Origin of the sequence: Clostridium sp. CF012, assembly GCF_018861755.1 — a bacterium.
GTDB lineage: Bacteria > Bacillota > Clostridia > Clostridiales > Clostridiaceae > Clostridium_AD.
Map to the genome: position 1 here is coordinate 100,648 of NZ_JAHLEF010000013.1, position 20,439 is coordinate 121,086.

Annotated in this window: 20 protein-coding genes and 1 rRNA gene; 8 read left to right on the forward strand and 13 right to left on the reverse strand. The window is 30.5% G+C overall.

The genetic code is table 11. The features are described from left to right. Window positions 1-85: 85 nt before the first annotated feature. From KPL50_RS13615 to rpmH, 13 genes are all read right to left on the reverse strand, one after another. The gene (locus tag KPL50_RS13615) at window positions 86-343 is read right to left on the reverse strand and encodes a YkuS family protein (RefSeq protein ID WP_216299075.1); all 258 of its coding nucleotides are present in this window, start codon (window positions 341-343) and stop codon (window positions 86-88) included. Window positions 344-414: 71 nt separating this feature from the next. Further along, window positions 415-921 (reverse strand): DUF4446 family protein, encoded by a 507-nt coding sequence (locus KPL50_RS13620; RefSeq protein ID WP_216299076.1) that lies wholly within the window; start codon window positions 919-921, stop codon window positions 415-417. A gap of 39 nt (window positions 922-960) precedes the next feature. Then, window positions 961-1,809, reverse strand: a complete 849-nt coding sequence (locus KPL50_RS13625) for a ParB/RepB/Spo0J family partition protein (protein WP_216299077.1) — start codon at window positions 1,807-1,809, stop codon at window positions 961-963. A gap of 6 nt (window positions 1,810-1,815) precedes the next feature. Beyond that, a complete protein-coding gene (locus KPL50_RS13630; RefSeq protein WP_216299078.1) occupies window positions 1,816-2,583 on the reverse strand; it encodes a ParA family protein in 768 nt (255 codons plus the stop codon). A gap of 235 nt (window positions 2,584-2,818) precedes the next feature. Beyond that, window positions 2,819-3,598 carry a nucleoid occlusion protein gene (gene noc / locus KPL50_RS13635; RefSeq protein ID WP_216299079.1) on the reverse strand — a complete coding sequence of 260 codons (780 nt, stop codon included), beginning with the start codon at window positions 3,596-3,598 and terminating at the stop codon, window positions 2,819-2,821. A 220-nt stretch (window positions 3,599-3,818) separates the two neighbouring features. Beyond that, window positions 3,819-4,538, reverse strand: coding sequence for a 16S rRNA (guanine(527)-N(7))-methyltransferase RsmG (gene rsmG, locus KPL50_RS13640; protein ID WP_216299080.1), 720 nt, complete (start codon window positions 4,536-4,538; stop codon window positions 3,819-3,821). 14 nt (window positions 4,539-4,552) lie between these two features. After that, a complete protein-coding gene (gene mnmG, locus KPL50_RS13645; RefSeq protein ID WP_216299081.1) occupies window positions 4,553-6,442 on the reverse strand; it encodes a tRNA uridine-5-carboxymethylaminomethyl(34) synthesis enzyme MnmG in 1,890 nt (629 codons plus the stop codon). 8 nt (window positions 6,443-6,450) lie between these two features. Next, entirely contained in the window at window positions 6,451-7,827 is a 1,377-nt protein-coding gene (gene mnmE / locus KPL50_RS13650; protein WP_216299082.1) for a tRNA uridine-5-carboxymethylaminomethyl(34) synthesis GTPase MnmE, read from the reverse strand. A gap of 262 nt (window positions 7,828-8,089) precedes the next feature. Continuing rightward, on the reverse strand, window positions 8,090-8,716 hold the full coding sequence (jag, locus tag KPL50_RS13655) for an RNA-binding cell elongation regulator Jag/EloR (protein ID WP_216299083.1): 627 nt from the start codon (window positions 8,714-8,716) through the stop codon (window positions 8,090-8,092). Window positions 8,717-8,762: 46 nt separating this feature from the next. After that, window positions 8,763-9,440 carry a membrane protein insertase YidC gene (gene yidC, locus KPL50_RS13660; RefSeq protein ID WP_216299084.1) on the reverse strand — a complete coding sequence of 226 codons (678 nt, stop codon included), beginning with the start codon at window positions 9,438-9,440 and terminating at the stop codon, window positions 8,763-8,765. A gap of 20 nt (window positions 9,441-9,460) precedes the next feature. Further along, complete coding sequence (gene yidD, locus KPL50_RS13665) at window positions 9,461-9,670, reverse strand: membrane protein insertion efficiency factor YidD (RefSeq protein ID WP_124998842.1); 210 nt, start codon at window positions 9,668-9,670, stop codon at window positions 9,461-9,463. Further along, window positions 9,633-10,013, reverse strand: coding sequence for a ribonuclease P protein component (gene rnpA, locus KPL50_RS13670; RefSeq protein WP_216299085.1), 381 nt, complete (start codon window positions 10,011-10,013; stop codon window positions 9,633-9,635). The genes yidD and rnpA overlap by 38 nt, the downstream gene beginning before the upstream one ends. A gap of 52 nt (window positions 10,014-10,065) precedes the next feature. Then, window positions 10,066-10,200: a 50S ribosomal protein L34 gene (rpmH, locus tag KPL50_RS13675; protein WP_216299086.1), complete on the reverse strand. Its 135-nt coding sequence runs from the start codon at window positions 10,198-10,200 to the stop codon at window positions 10,066-10,068. A 544-nt stretch (window positions 10,201-10,744) separates the two neighbouring features. On the opposite strand from rpmH, the gene dnaA reads away from it, so the two are divergent. The 8 genes from dnaA to KPL50_RS13715 form a co-directional block, all read left to right on the forward strand. Next, window positions 10,745-12,097 (forward strand): chromosomal replication initiator protein DnaA, encoded by a 1,353-nt coding sequence (gene dnaA / locus KPL50_RS13680; protein ID WP_164957318.1) that lies wholly within the window; start codon window positions 10,745-10,747, stop codon window positions 12,095-12,097. A gap of 270 nt (window positions 12,098-12,367) precedes the next feature. Then, window positions 12,368-13,477: a DNA polymerase III subunit beta gene (dnaN, locus tag KPL50_RS13685; RefSeq protein ID WP_216299087.1), complete on the forward strand. Its 1,110-nt coding sequence runs from the start codon at window positions 12,368-12,370 to the stop codon at window positions 13,475-13,477. 44 nt (window positions 13,478-13,521) lie between these two features. Continuing rightward, on the forward strand, window positions 13,522-13,728 hold the full coding sequence (locus tag KPL50_RS13690; RefSeq protein WP_216299088.1) for an RNA-binding S4 domain-containing protein: 207 nt from the start codon (window positions 13,522-13,524) through the stop codon (window positions 13,726-13,728). A 142-nt stretch (window positions 13,729-13,870) separates the two neighbouring features. Continuing rightward, complete coding sequence (gene recF, locus KPL50_RS13695; protein WP_216299089.1) at window positions 13,871-14,962, forward strand: DNA replication/repair protein RecF; 1,092 nt, start codon at window positions 13,871-13,873, stop codon at window positions 14,960-14,962. Between the two features lie 39 nt (window positions 14,963-15,001). Then, window positions 15,002-15,265, forward strand: coding sequence for an extracellular matrix regulator RemB (gene remB, locus KPL50_RS13700; RefSeq protein ID WP_216299090.1), 264 nt, complete (start codon window positions 15,002-15,004; stop codon window positions 15,263-15,265). Window positions 15,266-15,285: 20 nt separating this feature from the next. Continuing rightward, the gene (gene gyrB / locus KPL50_RS13705; protein WP_216299091.1) at window positions 15,286-17,190 is read left to right on the forward strand and encodes a DNA topoisomerase (ATP-hydrolyzing) subunit B; all 1,905 of its coding nucleotides are present in this window, start codon (window positions 15,286-15,288) and stop codon (window positions 17,188-17,190) included. An 89-nt stretch (window positions 17,191-17,279) separates the two neighbouring features. Beyond that, window positions 17,280-19,829, forward strand: coding sequence for a DNA gyrase subunit A (gene gyrA, locus KPL50_RS13710; RefSeq protein ID WP_216299092.1), 2,550 nt, complete (start codon window positions 17,280-17,282; stop codon window positions 19,827-19,829). 536 nt (window positions 19,830-20,365) lie between these two features. After that, window positions 20,366-20,439: ribosomal RNA gene (locus tag KPL50_RS13715) — 16S ribosomal RNA — on the forward strand; the annotation flags it as partial.

The window sequence follows — 20,439 nt, forward strand, 5'->3', positions numbered from 1 at the left end:
TGTACCTTTATGTATCTTGAAGATTTTTTACAAGGTTTGTACATATTTATCATACAATTTAATAATATATTAAAGAGTTATTTTTTTAAAATATTGAACTACATACTCTATTACATAATATATACTCTATTTCATCAATAGTTTTACTTCCACTATCTATAATTAAAGTACCTTCTCTTCGTATATTATTTTGCATATTTAGATTTATAAGACCCCCATCTTTAAGTTTGCATATTATTGCATCACAATAGGTATTATTGTCTCTATTATTTATCACAGTATATCCTCTTTTAATTAGTTCATCCTGTAAATATTCAAGTTCCTCTGAAATACATATTACCATAAAAAACCCCTTTGTTTTTAGTATGCCACAAAAAAGGTTTTTTATTATTAAATTTAATAATACATAATCTTTTATTTATTTTTAGAACTAATGGCTCCTTGTAACACTTTATTCTCTTCCTCGGACAAATCATACCTAGATATCCCTTTATCTATGGGCTTAGCATAGGTTGTACTCTCGTTTCTACCATAAATACTTGTTAATATAGCACCATTATTGTTTCCATCTAAAAGTGCTATTGAGAAGCTTAAATCACTTCCAACATCATCAAAAGCCTTATATCTTACCATTGAAGTTTTTTGAATACAAGTTTTTAGTCCATCACTTATTTCTTCATACATTTGTTTCATAACCACATTTTCTTCTTTAACCTCATCAATTTTATCCAAATAGGATACAACCATTTCCTCTAAATTTTTATTGTTTACGCCTCTCATTAATTTTCTGTACTTTTTTTCTAATTTATTTAAAGATGCATAGGTCATTATGATTATTATGATTAATATAAATACAAGCGTCATAAGTGCTAATGTTATATATATCTGCGCACTATTTATAAAATTGAATATACTTTGCATTATGAATTACATCCTCTCGATTATGTTTCACGTGAAACATTATATATTAAAAACTTCTAAAATTCTTTCAAAATCTTCTTCTGAGTAATATTCAATTTCTATTTTACCCTTGCTTCTATTTTTAGAATTTATAAATACTTTCGTACCAAATCTATTCTCTAATTTATTCATTATATCTTTATAATATAAATTATTTTCACTTTTAACCACCTTTTCTTTTTTTTCATTTTCATGATTTTTTACTAATCTCTCTGTTTCTCTCACTGAAAGACTCTCATCTATAACCATTTGAGCAATTCCATACTGAATTTCCTTATCATTTATGCCCAGTATTGCCCTTCCATGCCCCTCAGAAATAACTCCATCTATTATATAATCTTGAACTCTCTCATCTAAATTTAATAATCTCATACAGTTTGTTATTGCCGTTCTTGATTTACATACCTTTTTACTTATTTCCTCTTGAGTAAGATTAAAGTCTACTAATAGTCTTTTATAAGCTAAAGCTTCTTCAATTGGATTAAGGTCTTCTCTTTGAATGTTTTCTATTAATGATATTTCTAACACTTCTTTACTTTCTATATTCATAATAATTGCAGGTATTTCCACAAGTCCAATACTTTTAGCCGCTCTGAACCTTCGCTCACCTGCTATAACTGTATATGTATCATTTTCTCTATTTAATATAATTGGTTGAATTACCCCATGTTCTTTTATAGATTGTGCGAGTTCTGATATTTTTTCAGGGTCAAAGCTTTTTCTTGGTTGATCTTTATTTGCTTTAATCAAATTCATAGATATTTTAAGTACCGAGGAACCGTCCTCTATTATTTCCTCTTCAGGTATTAATGCTCCCAGGCCCTTACCTAATCCAAATTTTTTGTTCACAATATATCATCTCCCTTGTCTTTCTAAGAATTCATTTGCTAATTCTTCGTAAGCTTCTGCACCCTTACATTTATCATCATACAGCATAATTGGTAATCCAAAACTTGGAGCTTCAGCGAGTCTTATATTTCTAGGTATTGTAGTTTTATAAACCTTATCATTGAAATATTTCTTCACTTCTGATACAACTTCATTGCATAGTTTAGTTCTATTATCATACATACTTAGAATTACACCCTGAATTTCTAGTTTTTTATTTAGAGATTTTTTAACTAATTGGATTGTATTTACTAACTGTCCAACACCTTCTAAAGCATAAAATTCACATTGAATAGGTGTTAGTACGCTAGTTGCAGCGGTAAGAGCATTAATAGTTAAAATTCCCAGTGAAGGTGGACAGTCTATGAAAATATAATCAAATTCGCCTTCAATTTCTTTAAGTTTCTCTTTTAGTATATTTTCACGATTACTTCTATTTATCAATTCTACTTCTGCACCTGCAAGTTCCATTTTCGATGGTACTATATACAGATTATTAATTAGCTCGCATTCTTTTATAGTTTCCCTTATGGAAATATCTGATGTTAACAAATCATACATTGATAGCTTGATTTTTTTCTTATCAAATCCGAGCCCACTAGTGGTATTTCCCTGAGGATCTATATCTATTGTTAAAATTTTCTTACCTTGTAATGCTAAGTAAGAGCATAAGTTTATATTCGTAGTAGTTTTACCTACTCCTCCCTTTTGATTAAAAATACATATGGTTTCCATGACTACACCTGCCCTTCATAATATTATTCATTCCTATACAAGATACACCTAAATAATTAAAAAGAAAAGTTAATATTGTATTTTACATTATTATTTACTCGAATGTGCCTAAATCAATTTTTCTATATAGTTCATTATATATTTATGTTAAATATATTAATAGTATTATTTTCAATATTTCAAAAAAAATAAAAAAAACAGAATGTTTCACGTGAAACATTCTGTTTTTTATAATCTATTTTTTAGGTATTCTTATCGTTACCTCGATACTATCTTCTAATTCTCTAGATTTATAATCTGCATTTATTCCATACTTATCAAAAACTTGTTTGATAGTATTTATATAAACTCTAGGAGAAAAGATTCCCTTGATTTTTTTCTTTCCATCAGTAGCCACTTCATCCCTACATAGCTTTAATAATTCTTTTTCAATAAGTTCTTCAGTATTTTTAACATTAAGTGTTTTATCAATAACTATTTTAAGTACTTTTTTCTGGATATTTATATCATTTAATTTTAAAAGAGCCCTAGCATGTCTCTCAGTAAGCTTATTTTCTATCAAACTATTTGTAATTTGCTTATCCAATTTTAATAACCTTAACTTATTAGCTATAGTTGATTGTTTCTTCCCTATTACCTGTGCTAATTGCTCTTGTGTATAAGAATGATCCTGGATGAGATTATAGTAAGCTGATGCTTCTTCAAGAAAATTCAAATCTTCTCTTTGCAAATTTTCCAGTAGCGCAATTGCAGCAGAATCTTTATCTGTAATATCAATAATAATTACTGGAACTTGCTGAAGTCCTATTTTTTTTGCTGCTCTTAGTCTTCTTTCACCTGCTACTAGTTCGTATCTGATATCACCGCTTTTTCTAACTGTTAAAGGTTGGATTATTCCGTAAGCTTTTATTGACTGTGAAAGCTCCTGGATAGTTTCTTCATTAAAATGCTTTCTAGGCTGATAGACGTTTGGAGAAATTAATTCTATAGATACATATTTTACATCATTTTGCATAATATACCATCCTTAAGTTTTTCCTTTTATTAACAATTCTCTATTTTATGCTCATTTCCTTCTTTTTTTTTTATTTTTCGTACGACAATTTATAACACTATTCATCACCTGGTGCTGGAATATTAACAGCTTTAGAAGGACATACCTATGCAACTTAAAATTTCTTTTATAAACATTAGATTACCATTTATAATGCTTATGACCACCTTCTGAAATGTCGTTAACCCAGTGGGGTTTTAGTAACCATTCCGGCTTTTCTAGGATACTTCTTATTAGTCTCTGCAATTTTACTTATTATAACTAAATTATGGTTAAGGTCACTGCCTTCAATTTGTACCTTTTCTATATGCTCTATACGTCCGCCTAGCATTCTGATTGCATTCTTGGAACACTTAATTTCCTCTTCAACTGCAGGTCCCTTCATTGCAACAAAGTACCCCCCCACCTTTACATAAGGTATGCAAAATTCACTCAGTACTGTTAAATTGGCAACGGCTCTTGAAACTGCTACGTCAAATTTTTCTCTATATTGCTTTTCTTGTGCAAAATCCTCCGCTCTTCCATGAATAGCTTTAATTTTTTCTAATTGGAGCTCTTTGATTACCACATTTAAAAAATTAATTCTCTTGTTTAGTGAATCTAATAAAACTATGTTTATTTCAGGTTTTATTATTTTCATAGGAATACCTGGAAATCCTCCTCCAGTTCCAATATCTATAATATTTTTTGCATTCCTTAGCTCCTGAAACTTAAAAACTTTTATAGAATCAATAAAATGTTTTTTTACTATTTCTTCATCTTCTTTTATTGCGGTTAAATTTACCTTTTCATTCCACTCTTTTATGAGGTCTTTATATTTCATAAATTGCTCATATTTTTTTTCATTGAACTCAAGTCCTTCATTATCGCTAGATTGATTCATTATATCAAAATATTGCATTCTTCACCTCCAAATTATTCTTGTTCTTTCCTAATTCTATTTTGTTGCTCAATATAAATCATTAAAACAGACATGTCTGCAGGTGATACCCCTGATATTCTGGAAGCTTGCCCTATACTTTCCGGTCTGATTTTGCCTAATTTTTGCATAGCCTCTATCCTTAATCCTTTTATATTGTCGTAATTTATATCTTTTGATATAATTTTGTTTTCAAACTTCTTAAATTGGTGAATTTGGTCTAATTGTTTTTGAATATAACCTTCATATTTTGACACAATATTAACTTGCTGTTGTATATATTTATTTAACTGCGGCCTCTGCGGATCTAGTTTCTCTACAATATAGTAATCAAGCTCCGGTCTTTTTATAAGTTCGTACAGACTAATGGGCTTTTTCAATGGCGTTGAATTACAAGAAATTAAGAATGCCTCAATTTCTTTTTTATTTGTAATTTGCAGATGTTTTATTCTGCTCAGTTCCTCATCTAGTTGCATTTTCTTTGTCTTGAATATTTCATATCTAAAGGCGTTAACAAGTCCTACGGTGTATCCTATTTCAGTTAACCTTAAATCAGCATTATCTTGTCTTAGTAGCAATCTATACTCCGCTCTTGAGGTCATCATCCTATATGGCTCATTGGTACCTTTAGTAACTAAATCATCAATTAAAACGCCTATATATCCATCAGATCTTTTTAATATCAATGGATCCTTATTTTGAATATAAAGTGCAGCATTAATTCCTGCCATAATACCCTGAGCGGCAGCTTCCTCATATCCCGAGCTACCATTTATTTGTCCAGCTGAGAATAACCCCCGAATATTTTTAAATTCCAGTGAAAGCTTTAAATCAGTGGAATCTATACAATCATATTCTATAGCATAAGCAGTTCTCATTATTTCTACATTTTCAAGTCCTGGCACTGTTTTTAACACTTCAACCTGAATATCCTCTGGAAGTGAGCTAGACATACCTTGAACATACATTTCCTCAGTATTCTCACCCTCAGGTTCAATAAATATTTGGTGCCTTTCCTTATCTGCAAATCTCATCACTTTATCCTCGATGGAAGGACAATATCTAGGACCTGTACTCACAATAGATCCATTATACAGTGGGGATCTATGAATATTTTTTCTAATTACGTTATGAGTGTCCTCATTTGTATAAGTTAAATAGCAGCTTATCTGGTTTCGATGTATGTCTCCACTAATAAATGAAAATGGTACTACTTCTATATCTCCAACTTGCGCTTCCATTTTAGAAAAATCAACTGACCGTTTATTTATTCTAGCTGGTGTTCCGGTTTTAAATCTTCGGAGTTCTATTCCTATTTCATTTAAAGATTTAGAAAGTTCATTAGCTGGCAATAATCCACTAGGCCCTTCATCATAGGTACAATCTCCAATTATAACTTTTGATTTCAAATATGTTCCTGAGGCTATAATTACAGCTTTTGTTGTAAAATATGCTCCATTTTTAGTAAGAACACCCACAACTTTCTGTTCTTCAATATCTATAGATACTACTTCCAATTGTCTTAATTGTAAATTTTCTTGCTTTTCTAATACATTTTTCATTCTTTGTCCATATGCTTTTTTATCCGCTTGAGCTCTGAGCGAGAACACAGCCGGACCCTTAGATGTGTTTAGCATCCTTGATTGTATATATGTATTATCAATATTTACTCCCATTTCTCCCCCAAGAGCATCTATTTCCCTTACTAAATGTCCTTTAGCTGTGCCACCAATATTGGGGTTACATGGCATTAATGCCACGCTATCTAAGTTTATAGCACAAATTAAAGTCTTGCATCCTATTCTTGCAGCTGCTAGAGCTGCCTCACAACCTGCGTGACCAGCTCCAATAACTACAACATCAAAATTTCCTGCAACATATTTCATATTTATACCTACTTTCCTAAACAAAATTCTGAGAATATTTTATGTATAATATCTTCTTCTAAAGCCTCTCCGGTAATCTCTCCTAAATTCATCCATGCATTACGTATATCAATGGATGCTAAATCTATAGCTAAAGTATGCTCTAATGCATTTAGGGATGATTCTAAGTTTTCCTTTGCTCTTATTAAAGACTGCTTATGTCTATTATTAGTAACAAAAACTCCTTCAGTTTTAATTTCGCCATTAAAGAATAAATCTTTTATATTTTCTTTAACCTGACTTAATCCTTCACCTGTTTTTGCTGAAATATTAGTTATATATTTTGATTTCAGACTTTGTAACTCACTCTTCTCTATTTTACCACCTAAATCGCTTTTATTTAAGAGAACAATGTATTTTTTTTCTTTAATATATTCAATGATTTCTTTATCTTCATGACTGAGCTTCATACTTGAATCTAACATTAAGATAACTAAATCCGCCTCATCTATTTTTTCTTTTGATGTTTGTACTCCTATTTTTTCAACTATATCTTCGGTTTCCCTTATACCTGCTGTATCTACTATCTTAACGGGTATACCCTCAATACTTATATATTCTTCTATTGCATCCCTAGTAGTGCCTGGTACATCCGTAACAATAGCTCTTTTCTCTTTAACTAGAGCATTAAGCAGTGATGATTTACCTACATTAGGTTTACCAACTATTACTGTGCTTAAGCCTTCTCTAAGAATTTTCCCTTCATCTGCCGTACTGAGTAGTATATCTATCTCATTTATTATTGAAGCAACATCGCCGCTAACCATTCCTGCTGTTACTTCTTCAATATCCTCTTCTGGATAATCAACAGTTACCTCTATACTTGCAATTACACTAAGTAATTTATTTCTTATTGTTTTTATTTCCCTGGAAATTGATCCTTCAGATTGCAAAAGGGCGGACTTCATACTAAGCTCTGTCTTAGCTCTTATTATATCTATGACTGCCTCCGCTTGACTTAAATCTATTCTACCATTTAAAAATGCTCTTTTAGTAAATTCTCCGGGTTCTGCCATTCTTGCTCCCGCTCTAATAACTTCTTGTAGAATTCTATTAGTACCAACCACACCACCATGGCAATTTATCTCTATAGTATCCTCTGCGGTAAAACTTTTAGGACCCTTCATATAGGAAATAATAACTTCATCAAGTTTACTGCCATTTTTATCTATAACATAACCGTATCTCATAGTATAAGATTTAAAATCTTGAAGTCTTCTATTATTTTTACCTATAAATATGCTGTCTACTATATTAATAGACTTATCCCCAGATACTCTAATTATAGATATACCACCTTCACCTATACTAGTTGCTATTGCAGCTATAGTATCAAATTCTTTCATTAAATATGACCTCCTAATTTTATAAGTATTTACTATTATATCCTATTAAAATATATTATATCAAAGCAACTTCTGTGGTTTTTATTACCCTATTATAAGTGTTTTTAATAATATTCGTAAAGTTCAATGTTAAATCATCAACTGAAGTGCTATCTATATGAATTTAGAACTTTTTTCTTCGAAAATATATTTAAATATAACTTTGAAACTTAAGAATATAATTAATATTACACTATGTTTTGTAAATTTAAAAAGAAAGCCCTTAGGCTTTCTTTAAGTCAACTACAACTCTTCTATAGGGTTCTTCACCTTCACTAAAGGTATAAATATATGAATCATTTTGAAGCGTAGAGTGTATTATTCTTCTCTCATAAGGATTCATAGGTTCAAGTTTTAATACTCTACCACTAACCCTTACCTTATAGGCAATCTTTGATGCAAGTCTCTTCAGTGTTTCTTCTCTTTTTGCTCTATAATTTTCAGTGTCTAATATTACTCTTTTATACTCTTCATCGTGATTTTTATTTACAACTAAACTTACAAGATATTGAAGCGAATCTAGTGTTTCACCTCTATAGCCTATCAATAGTCCCATATTAGGTCCAATTAAGTCAATCCTAATTTCATTATTTTCATCTTTAAGCTCTATTTCCGCTTTCATACTCATAGATTGCAATACTTCAGTTAAGAACTTTTTAGCTTCATATAGACCATCTCTTTTAACTGTAACTCTAATTTTCGCAGGTTTTACCCCAATAATATTTAGAAACCCTCTACTACCCTCGTCTAAAGTTTCCACTTTTACTTTATCTCTTGTAACTTTTAATTCCAGCAACGCATTATTAATTGCGTCCTCTACATTCTTTCCCATGATTTCTATAATCTTCATACCGTAAGACACCCGCCTTTCTCAATATCAAAATTAGGCACTTGTGTTAAATTGTTTTTTTTGTAAGATCAGTTTTTCCAAGTTCCATCTTATTTATAACTAGTGTTTGTATTACTTGTATTACGTTGTTCACTACCCAATACAATACTAATGCACCAGCGAATTTAAGACTCATAAATCCCATCATAAGGGCCATTCCAGTGTTCATTGTTGAAGTTTGTTTAGATTGAGCACCGCCACCTGGTGGTTGCATAAGCTTTGATGAAAAATATGTTGTAACAGTAGACAATATTGGTAAAATATATAAAGGGTCTGCTTTTGTTAAGTCCGTAATCCATAAAAAGCTAGCGCCCTGGAAATTTAATTTTTGAAACACAGCAAACAAAGCAAATAAAATAGGCATTTGAATAAGCATTGGTAAACAACCACCCATTGGATTTACTCCATTTTCTTTATAAAGCTTCATTACTTCTTGCTGAGACTTTTGTGGATCCTTTTTATATTTTTCCTGAACTTTTTTCATTTCTGGTTGAATTGCACCCATTTTAGCCGTTGATTTAGTTTGTTTAATGCTTAATGGCAACAATAATATCCTTATTATAACTGTGAAAAGAATTATTGCGAGTCCAAATGATATATTATTATTTGATATAACCGTATGAATTCCACTATGTAATAGATAAAAGAACTTTTCAAGTGGAAGAGTTAAGAAATCTAAATTCAAATATAAAACCTCCCAAGTGGTTATTTAACTGGATCAAAGCCGCCCTTGTTATAAGGATGACATCTAAGTATTCTCTTAATTCCCATAATAGAGCCTTTAACTGCTCCATGCTTTTCAATAGCTTCTAAAGTATACTGAGAACATGTAGGATAAAATATACAGCAAGGCCTCTTAAGAGGTGATATATATTTTCTATAACTTTTGATACCCAGTATAAGTATTTTTTTCATTATTAATCAAACCTGCCTTTTTAAGCAAATTCTTTAAAGCATTCTCAACTTCTTTATAATTTTTACCATTAGAAGGATTCCTAGCAATAAATACCAAATCATAACCAGTCTTTAATCCTTCATTATTAAGCCTATAGCTTTCACCAATTAGTCTTTTAACTCTACTTCGAGTTACACTTTTTCCGACCTTTTTACTTACAGATATTCCACACCTATTAAGATCTTTGCCATTTCTATAGATATATAATACTAGTAGTAGGTTAGAAAAAGATTTTCCTCTTCTATATACTGTTCTAAATTCAGTATTCTTTCTAATTCTGTATTTCTTAACATTAAAATTCATATTAGCCGCCCTCGTTTCAGCAAATTGCAGAAAAAGGCCACATTAGCGGCCTTTATGCTGTCAATCTTTTTCTACCTTTTTGTCTTCTTCTTTGAAGAACGTTTCTACCAGAAGCGGTTTTCATTCTTTTTCTGAATCCGTGCTCTTTCTTTCTTTGTCTTTTTTTAGGTTGGTAAGTCATGAACATATCTACTACACCCCCTTCTCTATAACCTTTAAATTATAACAATAATATTTCAATCGCATATTTATGGTTTTACTATTAGATTATATATTCACAACCTCATAATGTCAAGATAACCATTTTAATTAATATTGTTGATATATTTTATATTAATATATTTTTTTGTGGATAACTTCTTGAACACCTTGTATATTTTTGATATTATATAAGAAAGAACTGTGAATAACCTATATATTAATAAAGTTATTCACAACTTGTGGACAAAATTGTGAATAACTACTATAATATTGTACAAAACGTGTTTTCGCACAACTATTTTTAGCTATATTAATAGATTTATTCCTTTTTTTATCTGTTAATACTTTTTTTTTATAATTGTTAATAACTTAATTGCTATTAAAAATGTTAACATAGTTATTAACATGTGAATATTTTTAATGTTATTTATCAACAGCACATAGTGTATTTATTTATTGTTTATAACTCTGTTTATACATTGTTTGTTTTTACATAAAATATTTTTTTTATTTGAACTGGAGGGTAGTACATGAACACCCAAATTAAAGATATCTGGGAAAAAACCTTAAATATAATAAAAGGCGAGCTTACAGAAGTTAGTTTTAATACTTGGATCAAAAGTATAGAACCTATGGCCTTAGATAATAATACTTTTAAATTAGGTGTTCCTAATAATTTTACCAAAGACATTCTCGAAAATAGATATAAGGATTTAATAATGAATGCCGTTAAATTACTTACTTCTAAAACATATAAAATAGAATTCTTTATATTATCTGAAGAAGTAGCAGAAATTGAAACACCGAAAGCCAAAAGAGAAGCAGAAAGAAATAACTTGATAGTTAATGATGAAATGTCTGCAACACTAAATCCAAAGTATACATTTGATTCTTTTGTAATTGGAAATAGTAATAGGTTCGCTCATGCCGCGTCTCTTGCTGTAGCCGAATCCCCTGCTAAGGCCTATAATCCCCTATTTATATATGGAGGAGTTGGTCTTGGAAAAACACATTTAATGCATGCTATTGGTCATTATATATTATCAAACAACCCAAAATCTAAGGTTGTTTACGTTTCTTCGGAAAAATTTACAAATGAACTTATAAATTCTATTAAGGATGACAAAAACGTAGAATTCAGAAACAAGTACAGAAATGTAGATGTGCTTCTAATTGATGATATTCAGTTTATAGCAGGCAAAGAACGTACGCAAGAAGAATTTTTCCATACATTTAATGATCTTCATGAAGCAAACAAACAAATCATTTTATCTAGTGATAGACCTCCAAAAGAGATCCCAACTCTAGAAGATAGATTGCGTTCTAGATTTGAATGGGGCCTTATAGCTGATATACAACCTCCAGATTTTGAAACTAGAATTGCTATTTTAAAAAAGAAAGCAGATGTAGAAAATTTAAATATTCCAAATGAAGTAATGGTTTATATTGCAACTAAAATAAAATCTAATATACGAGAACTAGAAGGCGCTCTTATTAGAATAGTAGCTTTTTCGTCTCTAACTAATAAGGAAATTGGAATAGATTTGGCGTCAGAAGCACTTAAAGATATTATATCCAGTAGAAATTCAAAGCAAGTAACTATTGAGCTAATCCAAGATATAGTTTCTAGCTATTTTAATTTAAAAGTTGAGGATTTCAAGTCTTCAAGACGAACTAGAAACATAACCTTCCCAAGACAAATCGCAATGTATTTGTGCAGAAAGCTTACAGATATGTCGCTGCCTAAAATAGGTGAAGAATTTGGAGGTCGAGACCATACAACTGTAATTCATGCCTGTGAGAAAATATCTAAAGGTCTTAAAGAAGATGAAAATCTGCAAGATAACGTAGCCGAACTAACTAAAAAGATAAGTCAGAAATAGTATATTAATTTACTAACAGGTGTTGATACTATTTATATATAATGCTGTGTATAAAATAATACATATAACACAGCTGTGGATATTGTGGATAACTATGGTTTTTTTTTGCATACTTATCCACAAATAGTTTTACCTAACTTTGTTGAAGCCAGAAGGCTAAGATAGGTTTCTAACATATCAACAGCCCCTACTACTATTACTACTATTTTTAGATTATTATCTTACCTATCTTTAATAAATTTCCCATGTGGATAAGGAGGTCTTTTTTTTATGAAATTTATATGTGAAAAAAATATATTACAAGAAGCAATATCAAATGTTCAAAAAGCAATTACTGGAAAATCAACGATGCCTGTACTACAAGGTATATTAATAGTTGCCAGTAATAGAGAAGTCACTCTTATAGGATCTGATATTGATCTAAGCATTGAAGCTAAAATTACTGCGAACGTTATAGAAGACGGAACGGTAGTTTTAGATTCAAAGCTATTTGGTGAAATAATAAGAAAATTACCTAATAGTACAATTGAAATAACAACAGATGACAATAATGCTATTAAAATAGTTTGCCAAAAATCCTACGCAACTATAATTCATATGAACGGTGAAGACTATCCTAGTTTGCCAAATATAATTGAAAATATGATTTTTTCAATATCTCAAAAAGTGTTGAAAAACATGATGAAAGGTACTATTTTTGCAGTTGCTCAAGATGAAACACGTCCGATACTTACAGGCGTCCTATTTGAAATAAAAGATAAAAAACTTAATCTTGTAGCACTAGATGGTTATAGAGTTGCATTTAGAAGTGAACCAGTAGATAATGATTCTAATATAACTGCCGTAATTCCAGGTAAAACCTTAAGTGAAGTATCAAAAATATTAGAGGAAACGGATGAACCTGTTAATATAACATTCACACCAAACCATATACTATTTAATATTGGGAAAACTAAGGTTATATCAAGGTTACTAGAAGGTGAATTCATAAAATATAGTTCAATAATACCAGAAGAATATAACTTGAAAATAACAGCTAAAAGGTCTGAATTATTAAACTGTATAGAAAGAGCTTCTCTTATGGCAAAAGAGGGAAATACTAATTTAGTTAAATTTAATATAGAAGAAGATAACATGATAATTACCTCTAATTCTCAATTGGGAAAGTCTAGAGAAGAAATAAATATAATTTTGCAAGGAGAGTCTCTTCAAATTGCATTTAACTCAAAATACCTAATAGAGCTCCTTAAAATAATGGAAGAGGAAGAAATTATTATGGAATTTTCTAGTGGCGTTAATCCTTGTGTGGTAAAAAACAAAGAAAAAAACAATTGTACGTACATGGTATTGCCAGTAAGAATAAGAGCAACAAATAATTAACAAAGAGATATTTATAATAATATTTTAGAAAAGAAGGTTTTTAAATGAATGAAATAAAAATTGAAACAGATATAATAAAGCTAGATTCTTTTTTGAAATGGGCTGGAATAGCTTGTTTGGGATCAGAAGCAAAATACTATATAAAAAATGAAGATATTAAAGTCAATGGTGAAATAGAAACTCAGAGGGGTAAAAAATTAACTAAAGGCGATATAATAGAATTTAACAATGAGAGTTATAAAATAGTTTAAAATATATGAATGCACCGGAAAATTATTTAAAAATTATCCGGTGCACAATTTATGTATTTAATATAAAAAATTATGCAAATATATTTATACATATTAAATAATATAATTATATATATATGTTATAATTATATTAGGTGATTGTATGCATATAAAATATTTACAACTTCTAAATTTTAGAAATTTTGATGGATTAGCTATAGAATTAAATAAAGGTACTAACGTATTTGTGGGAGATAATGCCCAAGGAAAAACAAATATTTTAGAAGCAATCTATTATTGTAGTTTAGCTAAATCCCACAGAACAAATAGAGATAAAGAGTTAATAAACTGGAATGGAACAGAAGCTTATATAAAGCTTTATGTATGTAAAACTAGATTAGATAAAAAGATAGAAATAAAAATTTTTAAAGAAGGTAGAAAAGGCGTTAATATAAATTCTATAAAAGTTCAAAAAATGTCAGAGCTCATAGGAAGCTTCAATGTGATTATGTTTTCTCCTGAAGATTTAAATATTGTTAAGGATTCTCCATCATATAGGCGTAAATTTCTAGATATAGAGTTATGTAAGTTAAGCCGTCGTTACTACCATAGCTTAACGCAATATAAAAAAGTTTTAAATGAGAGAAACACGACTATAAAAAAATGGAACACAAACATTGATATTATAGATGTGTATGATAAGCAACTTAGTGAATTTGGTGCAATTATAATAAAAGATAGAATTAACTATATAGAGAAGTTAAACCAAAAGGGAAAAGTAATACATAGTGATATAACATCTAAAAGTGAAATGATAGAAATTAAGTATCTAACACCTATTAAGGAGTTAATTAATATACAAGAAAACTTGTATATACTTCTATGTAAAAATAGAAAAAGAGACCTAGAAACTAAAACTACATCAGTAGGTCCACATAGAGATGATTTCTCTATAGATATTAATGGTATAGATGCTAAAACATTTGGATCGCAAGGACAACAGAGAACGGCAGTTTTAACTATTAAATTCGGAGCACTAGCAATAATAAAAGAATTAACTGGTGAATATCCAGTATTATTACTTGATGATGTTTTGTCTGAATTAGATACAAAAAGGCAAGAATATATATTAAACTCTATAAACGAAGTTCAAACGTTAATTACCTGCACTGGAATTAACGATATAAGAAAATATTTAAAACCTGAAAATAAAATATTTGAGGTTATTTCAGGTAAATTAAAAGAAATTACATAGATTCAAACCATTACAATGGATCATTAAGGAGGACATTATATGTTTTTACATTTGGGAGAAAATGTAGTAGTGCCTATAAAAGACATTATAGGTATATTTGACATGGAAACTACTATGTATAGCTCAGACACTATTCAATTTTTAAGAATGGCTGAAGAAGATGGTTTTGTCGAGAGGATAACAAATAATATTGCTAAATCTTTTGTTATTGCTGAGGTAGATAAAAAAAGTAAAATATACTTATCACCAATATCATCGCAAACACTATGCAAAAGAACAGAAACTGTATATTATGCGCTGTAGAGTAGATTAGGAGGATATACATGGAAATAAATAATGTTTATGACGAGAGTCAAATACAAGTACTTGAAGGATTAGAAGCAGTAAGAAAAAGACCTGGTATGTATATAGGTAGCACTAGTATTCGAGGGCTTCATCATTTAGTTTATGAAATTGTAGATAATAGTATAGATGAGGCAATGGCGGGATACTGTAAGAATATTAATGTATTTATACACCCGAATAATTCTGTAACTGTTATAGATGATGGCCGTGGTATGCCCGTAGGAATGCATCATAAAATGAAAATACCTACTGTAGAAGTTATAATGACTGTTCTTCATGCAGGTGGGAAATTTGGTGGTGGAGCATACAAAGTATCAGGTGGTCTTCATGGTGTTGGAGCATCTGTAGTTAATGCTCTGTCTGAAATTTGTGAAGTTGAAGTTAAAGTAGATGGTGAAATATGGAAACAAACATTCTCAAAGGGAAAATCCACTAGTACACTAGTGAATATAGGAACAACAGAAGAACATGGAACAAAAATTTTCTTTATGCCTGATGCAGAAATTTTTGAGGAAATTGATTTTGATTATGAAACAGTATCTCAGAGACTTCGCGAACTCGCTTTTTTAAATAAAGGTATAAAAATAACCCTTACAGACGAGCGAGAAGATAAAAAACAAGAATTTTTATACGAAGGCGGAATAAAATCCTTTGTAGATTATTTAAACAGAAATAAAGGGAAAATCCACGATACTATATACATTGAAGGACGTAAAGATGAGTATATTGTTGAAATAGCTTTGCAATACAACGATACATACACAGAAAATTTATTTTCTTTTGCTAATAATATAGATACAGTAGAGGGTGGAACTCACCTAGTTGGTTTTAAGACCGCCTTAACAAGAATAGTAAATGATTATGCTAAAAAATTTGGTTTCTTAAAAGAAAATGATAAAAATCTATCTGGTGAGGACGTACGAGAAGGTCTTACAGCAGTAATATCTATAAAACTTACAGATCCTCAATTTGAAGGTCAAACAAAAACTAAACTTGGAAATAGTGAAGTAAGGGGCATAGTTGATGGAATAGTTGGTGAGGCTATCAGCAATGTACTAGAGGAAAATCCAGAGCTTGGTAAAAAAATAATAGACAAATCATTGAACGCTGCTAGAGCTCGTGATGCAGCAAAAAAAGCAAGAGAACTTACAAGAAGAAAATCAATACTTGAAAGTACTACTCTTCCTGGAAAATTATCTGATTGTGCTTCAAAAGATCCTATGGAATGTGAAATATACCTGGTCGAGGGTGATTCAGCTGGAGGATCAGCAAAGCAAGGTAGAGATAGAAGATTCCAAGCTATACTTCCTCTTAAAGGAAAAATAATGAATGTTGAGAAGCAAAGAATTGATAAAATGCTCGCATCTGACGAAATCAGAAACATGATTACTGCATTCGGTGCTGGTATAGCAAAAGACTTTGATGTAAAAAAAATAAGATATGATCGTGTTATTATTATGACAGACGCGGACGTAGATGGAGCGCATATTAGAACACTATTACTAACCTTCTTCTATAGATACATGAAAGAATTAGTAGAAGGAGGACACGTATATGTAGCTCAACCTCCACTGTTTAAGGTTACTAAGGGTAAGAAAGAGCATTATGTATATACTGATAAACAGTTACAAAATTATCTGGTTGAAATCGGTGGAAAAGATAGTAATACTAATATCCAAAGATACAAAGGTCTTGGAGAAATGGATGCACATCAACTTTGGGACACAACAATGAATCCAGAGGAGAGAGTTTTACTTCAAGTGCATGTAGATGATGCAATGGCAGCAGACGAGATATTTACTATTCTTATGGGAGATAAAGTAGAACCTCGTAGAGAGTTTATACAAGAAAATGCTAAGAAAGTGCTTAACTTAGATATATAGTCGGTTAGTGTAATTACCATAACACATGGATAATTGTGGTACAATTTTTAATGTATTGTTAAAATATTTTGTTTGAAGAGGTGTAACAGATGAATAATCAGGGAAAAGTTTTACCTATTGATATAAGGTACGAAATGAAAAAATCCTATATAGATTACGCTATGAGTGTTATTGTAAGTCGTGCGCTTCCGGATGTACGGGATGGACTTAAACCTGTTCATAGAAGAATATTATTCTCTATGCACGAACTAGGGTTGACGCCAGAAAAGGGATATAGAAAGTGTGCAAGAATTGTTGGTGACGTTTTAGGTAAATATCACCCACATGGTGATACTGCAGTATATGGAGCATTAGTTAGAATGGCTCAAGATTTTTCTCAAAGATGTATTTTGGTTGATGGTCATGGAAATTTTGGTTCTGTAGATGGTGATGGTGCAGCTGCCATGAGATATACAGAAGCTAAAATGAGCAAAATTACAACACAAATGCTTCGAGATATTAATAAAGAGACAGTAGATTTTATTCCTAACTTTGATGGAGAAGAAAAAGAGCCCTCTGTGCTACCGTCAAGATTTCCTAATCTTTTAGTTAATGGATCAACGGGAATTGCAGTAGGTATGGCAACAAATATACCTCCACATAATTTAATAGAAATTATAGATGGAGTATTAATGCTTATTGATGACCCTGAAGTTACTATAAGTGAGTTAATGACAAAAATAAAGGGTCCAGATTTTCCTACAGCAGGAATTATTCTAGGGAGAGCTGGAATAAAAAGTGCGTATGAAACAGGAAGAGGAAGAATTCTGGTAAGGGCTAAAACAGACATAGAAGAGAATAAAGGCAGAAATGCAATTATAGTAACAGAATTACCTTACCAGGTTAATAAAGCAAAACTTATTGAAGGTATTGCAGATTTAGTAAAAGATAAGAAAATAGATGGGATATCAGACCTCAGAGATGAATCAGATAGAGAAGGTATGAGAGTTGTTATAGAACTAAAAAGGGATGCAAACCCTAACATAGTATTAAATAGGCTATTTAAACATACTAGGATGCAAGACACTTTTGGAGTTATAATGATAGCCCTTGTAAATGGAGAACCACAAACATTAAACTTAAAACAGTGTTTAGTTTATTATCTAGAACATCAAAAAGATGTAGTAAGAAGAAGAACTCAATTTGATTTAGATAAGGCCTTGGCTAGAGCTCATATCTTAGAAGGTATGAAAATAGCACTAGACCACATTGATGAAGTAATTCGTTTAATAAGAGCATCTAAAAGCATCAGTGAAGCTAAAGAAAGTTTAATGAATGCATTTGAACTATCAGAAAAACAATCCGTTGCTATTGTTGAAATGAGACTTGGAAGATTAACAGGTCTTGAAAGAGATAAGATTGAAGATGAGTATAACGAAATAATGAAAATTGTTAATTATTTAAAAGAAATCTTAGCAGATGAAATGGTATTACTTAACATAATTAAAGATGAGCTTATAGAAATTAGAAATAAATATGGTGATACTAGAAGAACGGCAATAGAAAAAAACCCATATAGCATAGATGAGGAAGATTTAATTCAAGAGACAGATGTTGTAATAACTCTAACTCATGCAGGTTATATAAAGAGACTTCCAGCTGACACTTATAGTGCTCAAAAAAGAGGGGGTAGAGGAATACAAGGTGTTACTACTAAAGAAGATGACTTTGTAGAACATATATTTATAACCTCCACTCACAATAATCTTTTGTTATTCACAAACAAAGGAAAAGCATTTAGATTAAAGGCATATGAAATTCCTGAAGGTGGAAGAACAGCTAAGGGAACAAACTTAGTAAATATTATACCACTGGCAAACGACGATAAAATTCAAGCTGTTATATCTCTTAAAGAATTTACAGCAGATAATTACCTTATAATGGGAACTAAACATGGTTTAATTAAGAAAACATCCCTTGATAAATATTCATCTATAAGAAAAAATGGTTTAAATGCAATCAATTTAAGAGAAGATGATGAACTAATCGGAGCGGCTATTACTACAGGAGATAGCGAAATGCTATTTGCTACAAGAAACGGTTATTCCATAAGATTTAGTGAAAAGGATGTAAGAGGTATGGGAAGAACGGCAACTGGAGTTAAAGCCTTAACTCTAAGACAAGATGACATTGTAGTTGCTATGAATATTGTTAGACCAGAAGAAGAACTTTTAGTTATAAGTGAAAATGGTTTTGGAAAAAGAACCGTAGTATCACAATACACACTTCAACACAGAGGTGGTAAGGGAGTAATAACTTATAAGGTATCGGAAAAAACAGGAAAACTTGTAGGTGCTAGAATAGTAAAAGACGGAGACGAAATGATACTTATAAACAGTAATGGTATTGTTATAAGATTAAATGTATCTGGAATATCAACTACAAGTAGAAATACTATGGGAGTTACTTTAATGAAGAACGGTGAAGGTGATAATATCGTTGCTATAGCTAAAATAAATTGTAGTGATGAAATTAATGTTGAGGGGAATTGTTTAATAGATGATAGCTCTTTAGAAGATGACTCGTTAGAAGAAGATATTGAAGAAACGACCCTTAATGAAGATAATGAATTAGAAATAACTGATCAAACAGATGATTAAAATATAATATTAAAGAAAAAAAGGTACTTATTCCAAAAAAGTTGGGATAGGTACCTTTTTTGATTTACAATATAATGAACCTAGTGTATCTCAAGCAGTAAACTAGAGAAAAATAAAGGTATATATAGGAAAATGATTATAATCTACTAAGAAATAGAGTTACTTAAAATACATGATGGAATAGATTTGATACAATACTCCTTGTCGTCACGAGCGAGAAACAATAACAGTTTAATTTTAAAAGTTAATTAATTTTCTAACCTTAAAATAATATTTTAAAAACAGAAAAATATATTGACAATTTGTGAATTAAATAGTAAAATTGTAGAAGTCGTCACATGATGGCAAATAAAGTTGGTCTTTGAAAATTAAACAGAGAAATAGGTAAAATAGCGAAATAATATTTCGTTAGACCAGTTAATTACTTTAGATAAAAAAGTAATTTTAGTCGTAAGACTAAAAAGTATGTAATGAGCTTGCGTAACAACTTAACAGTTGTCGCAGATTATTCATTTCAAATAAAAAGTGTAAACTTTTAAATTGAGAGTTTGATCCTGGCTCAGGACGAACGCTGGCGGCGTGCCTAACACATGCAAGTCGAGCGATGAAA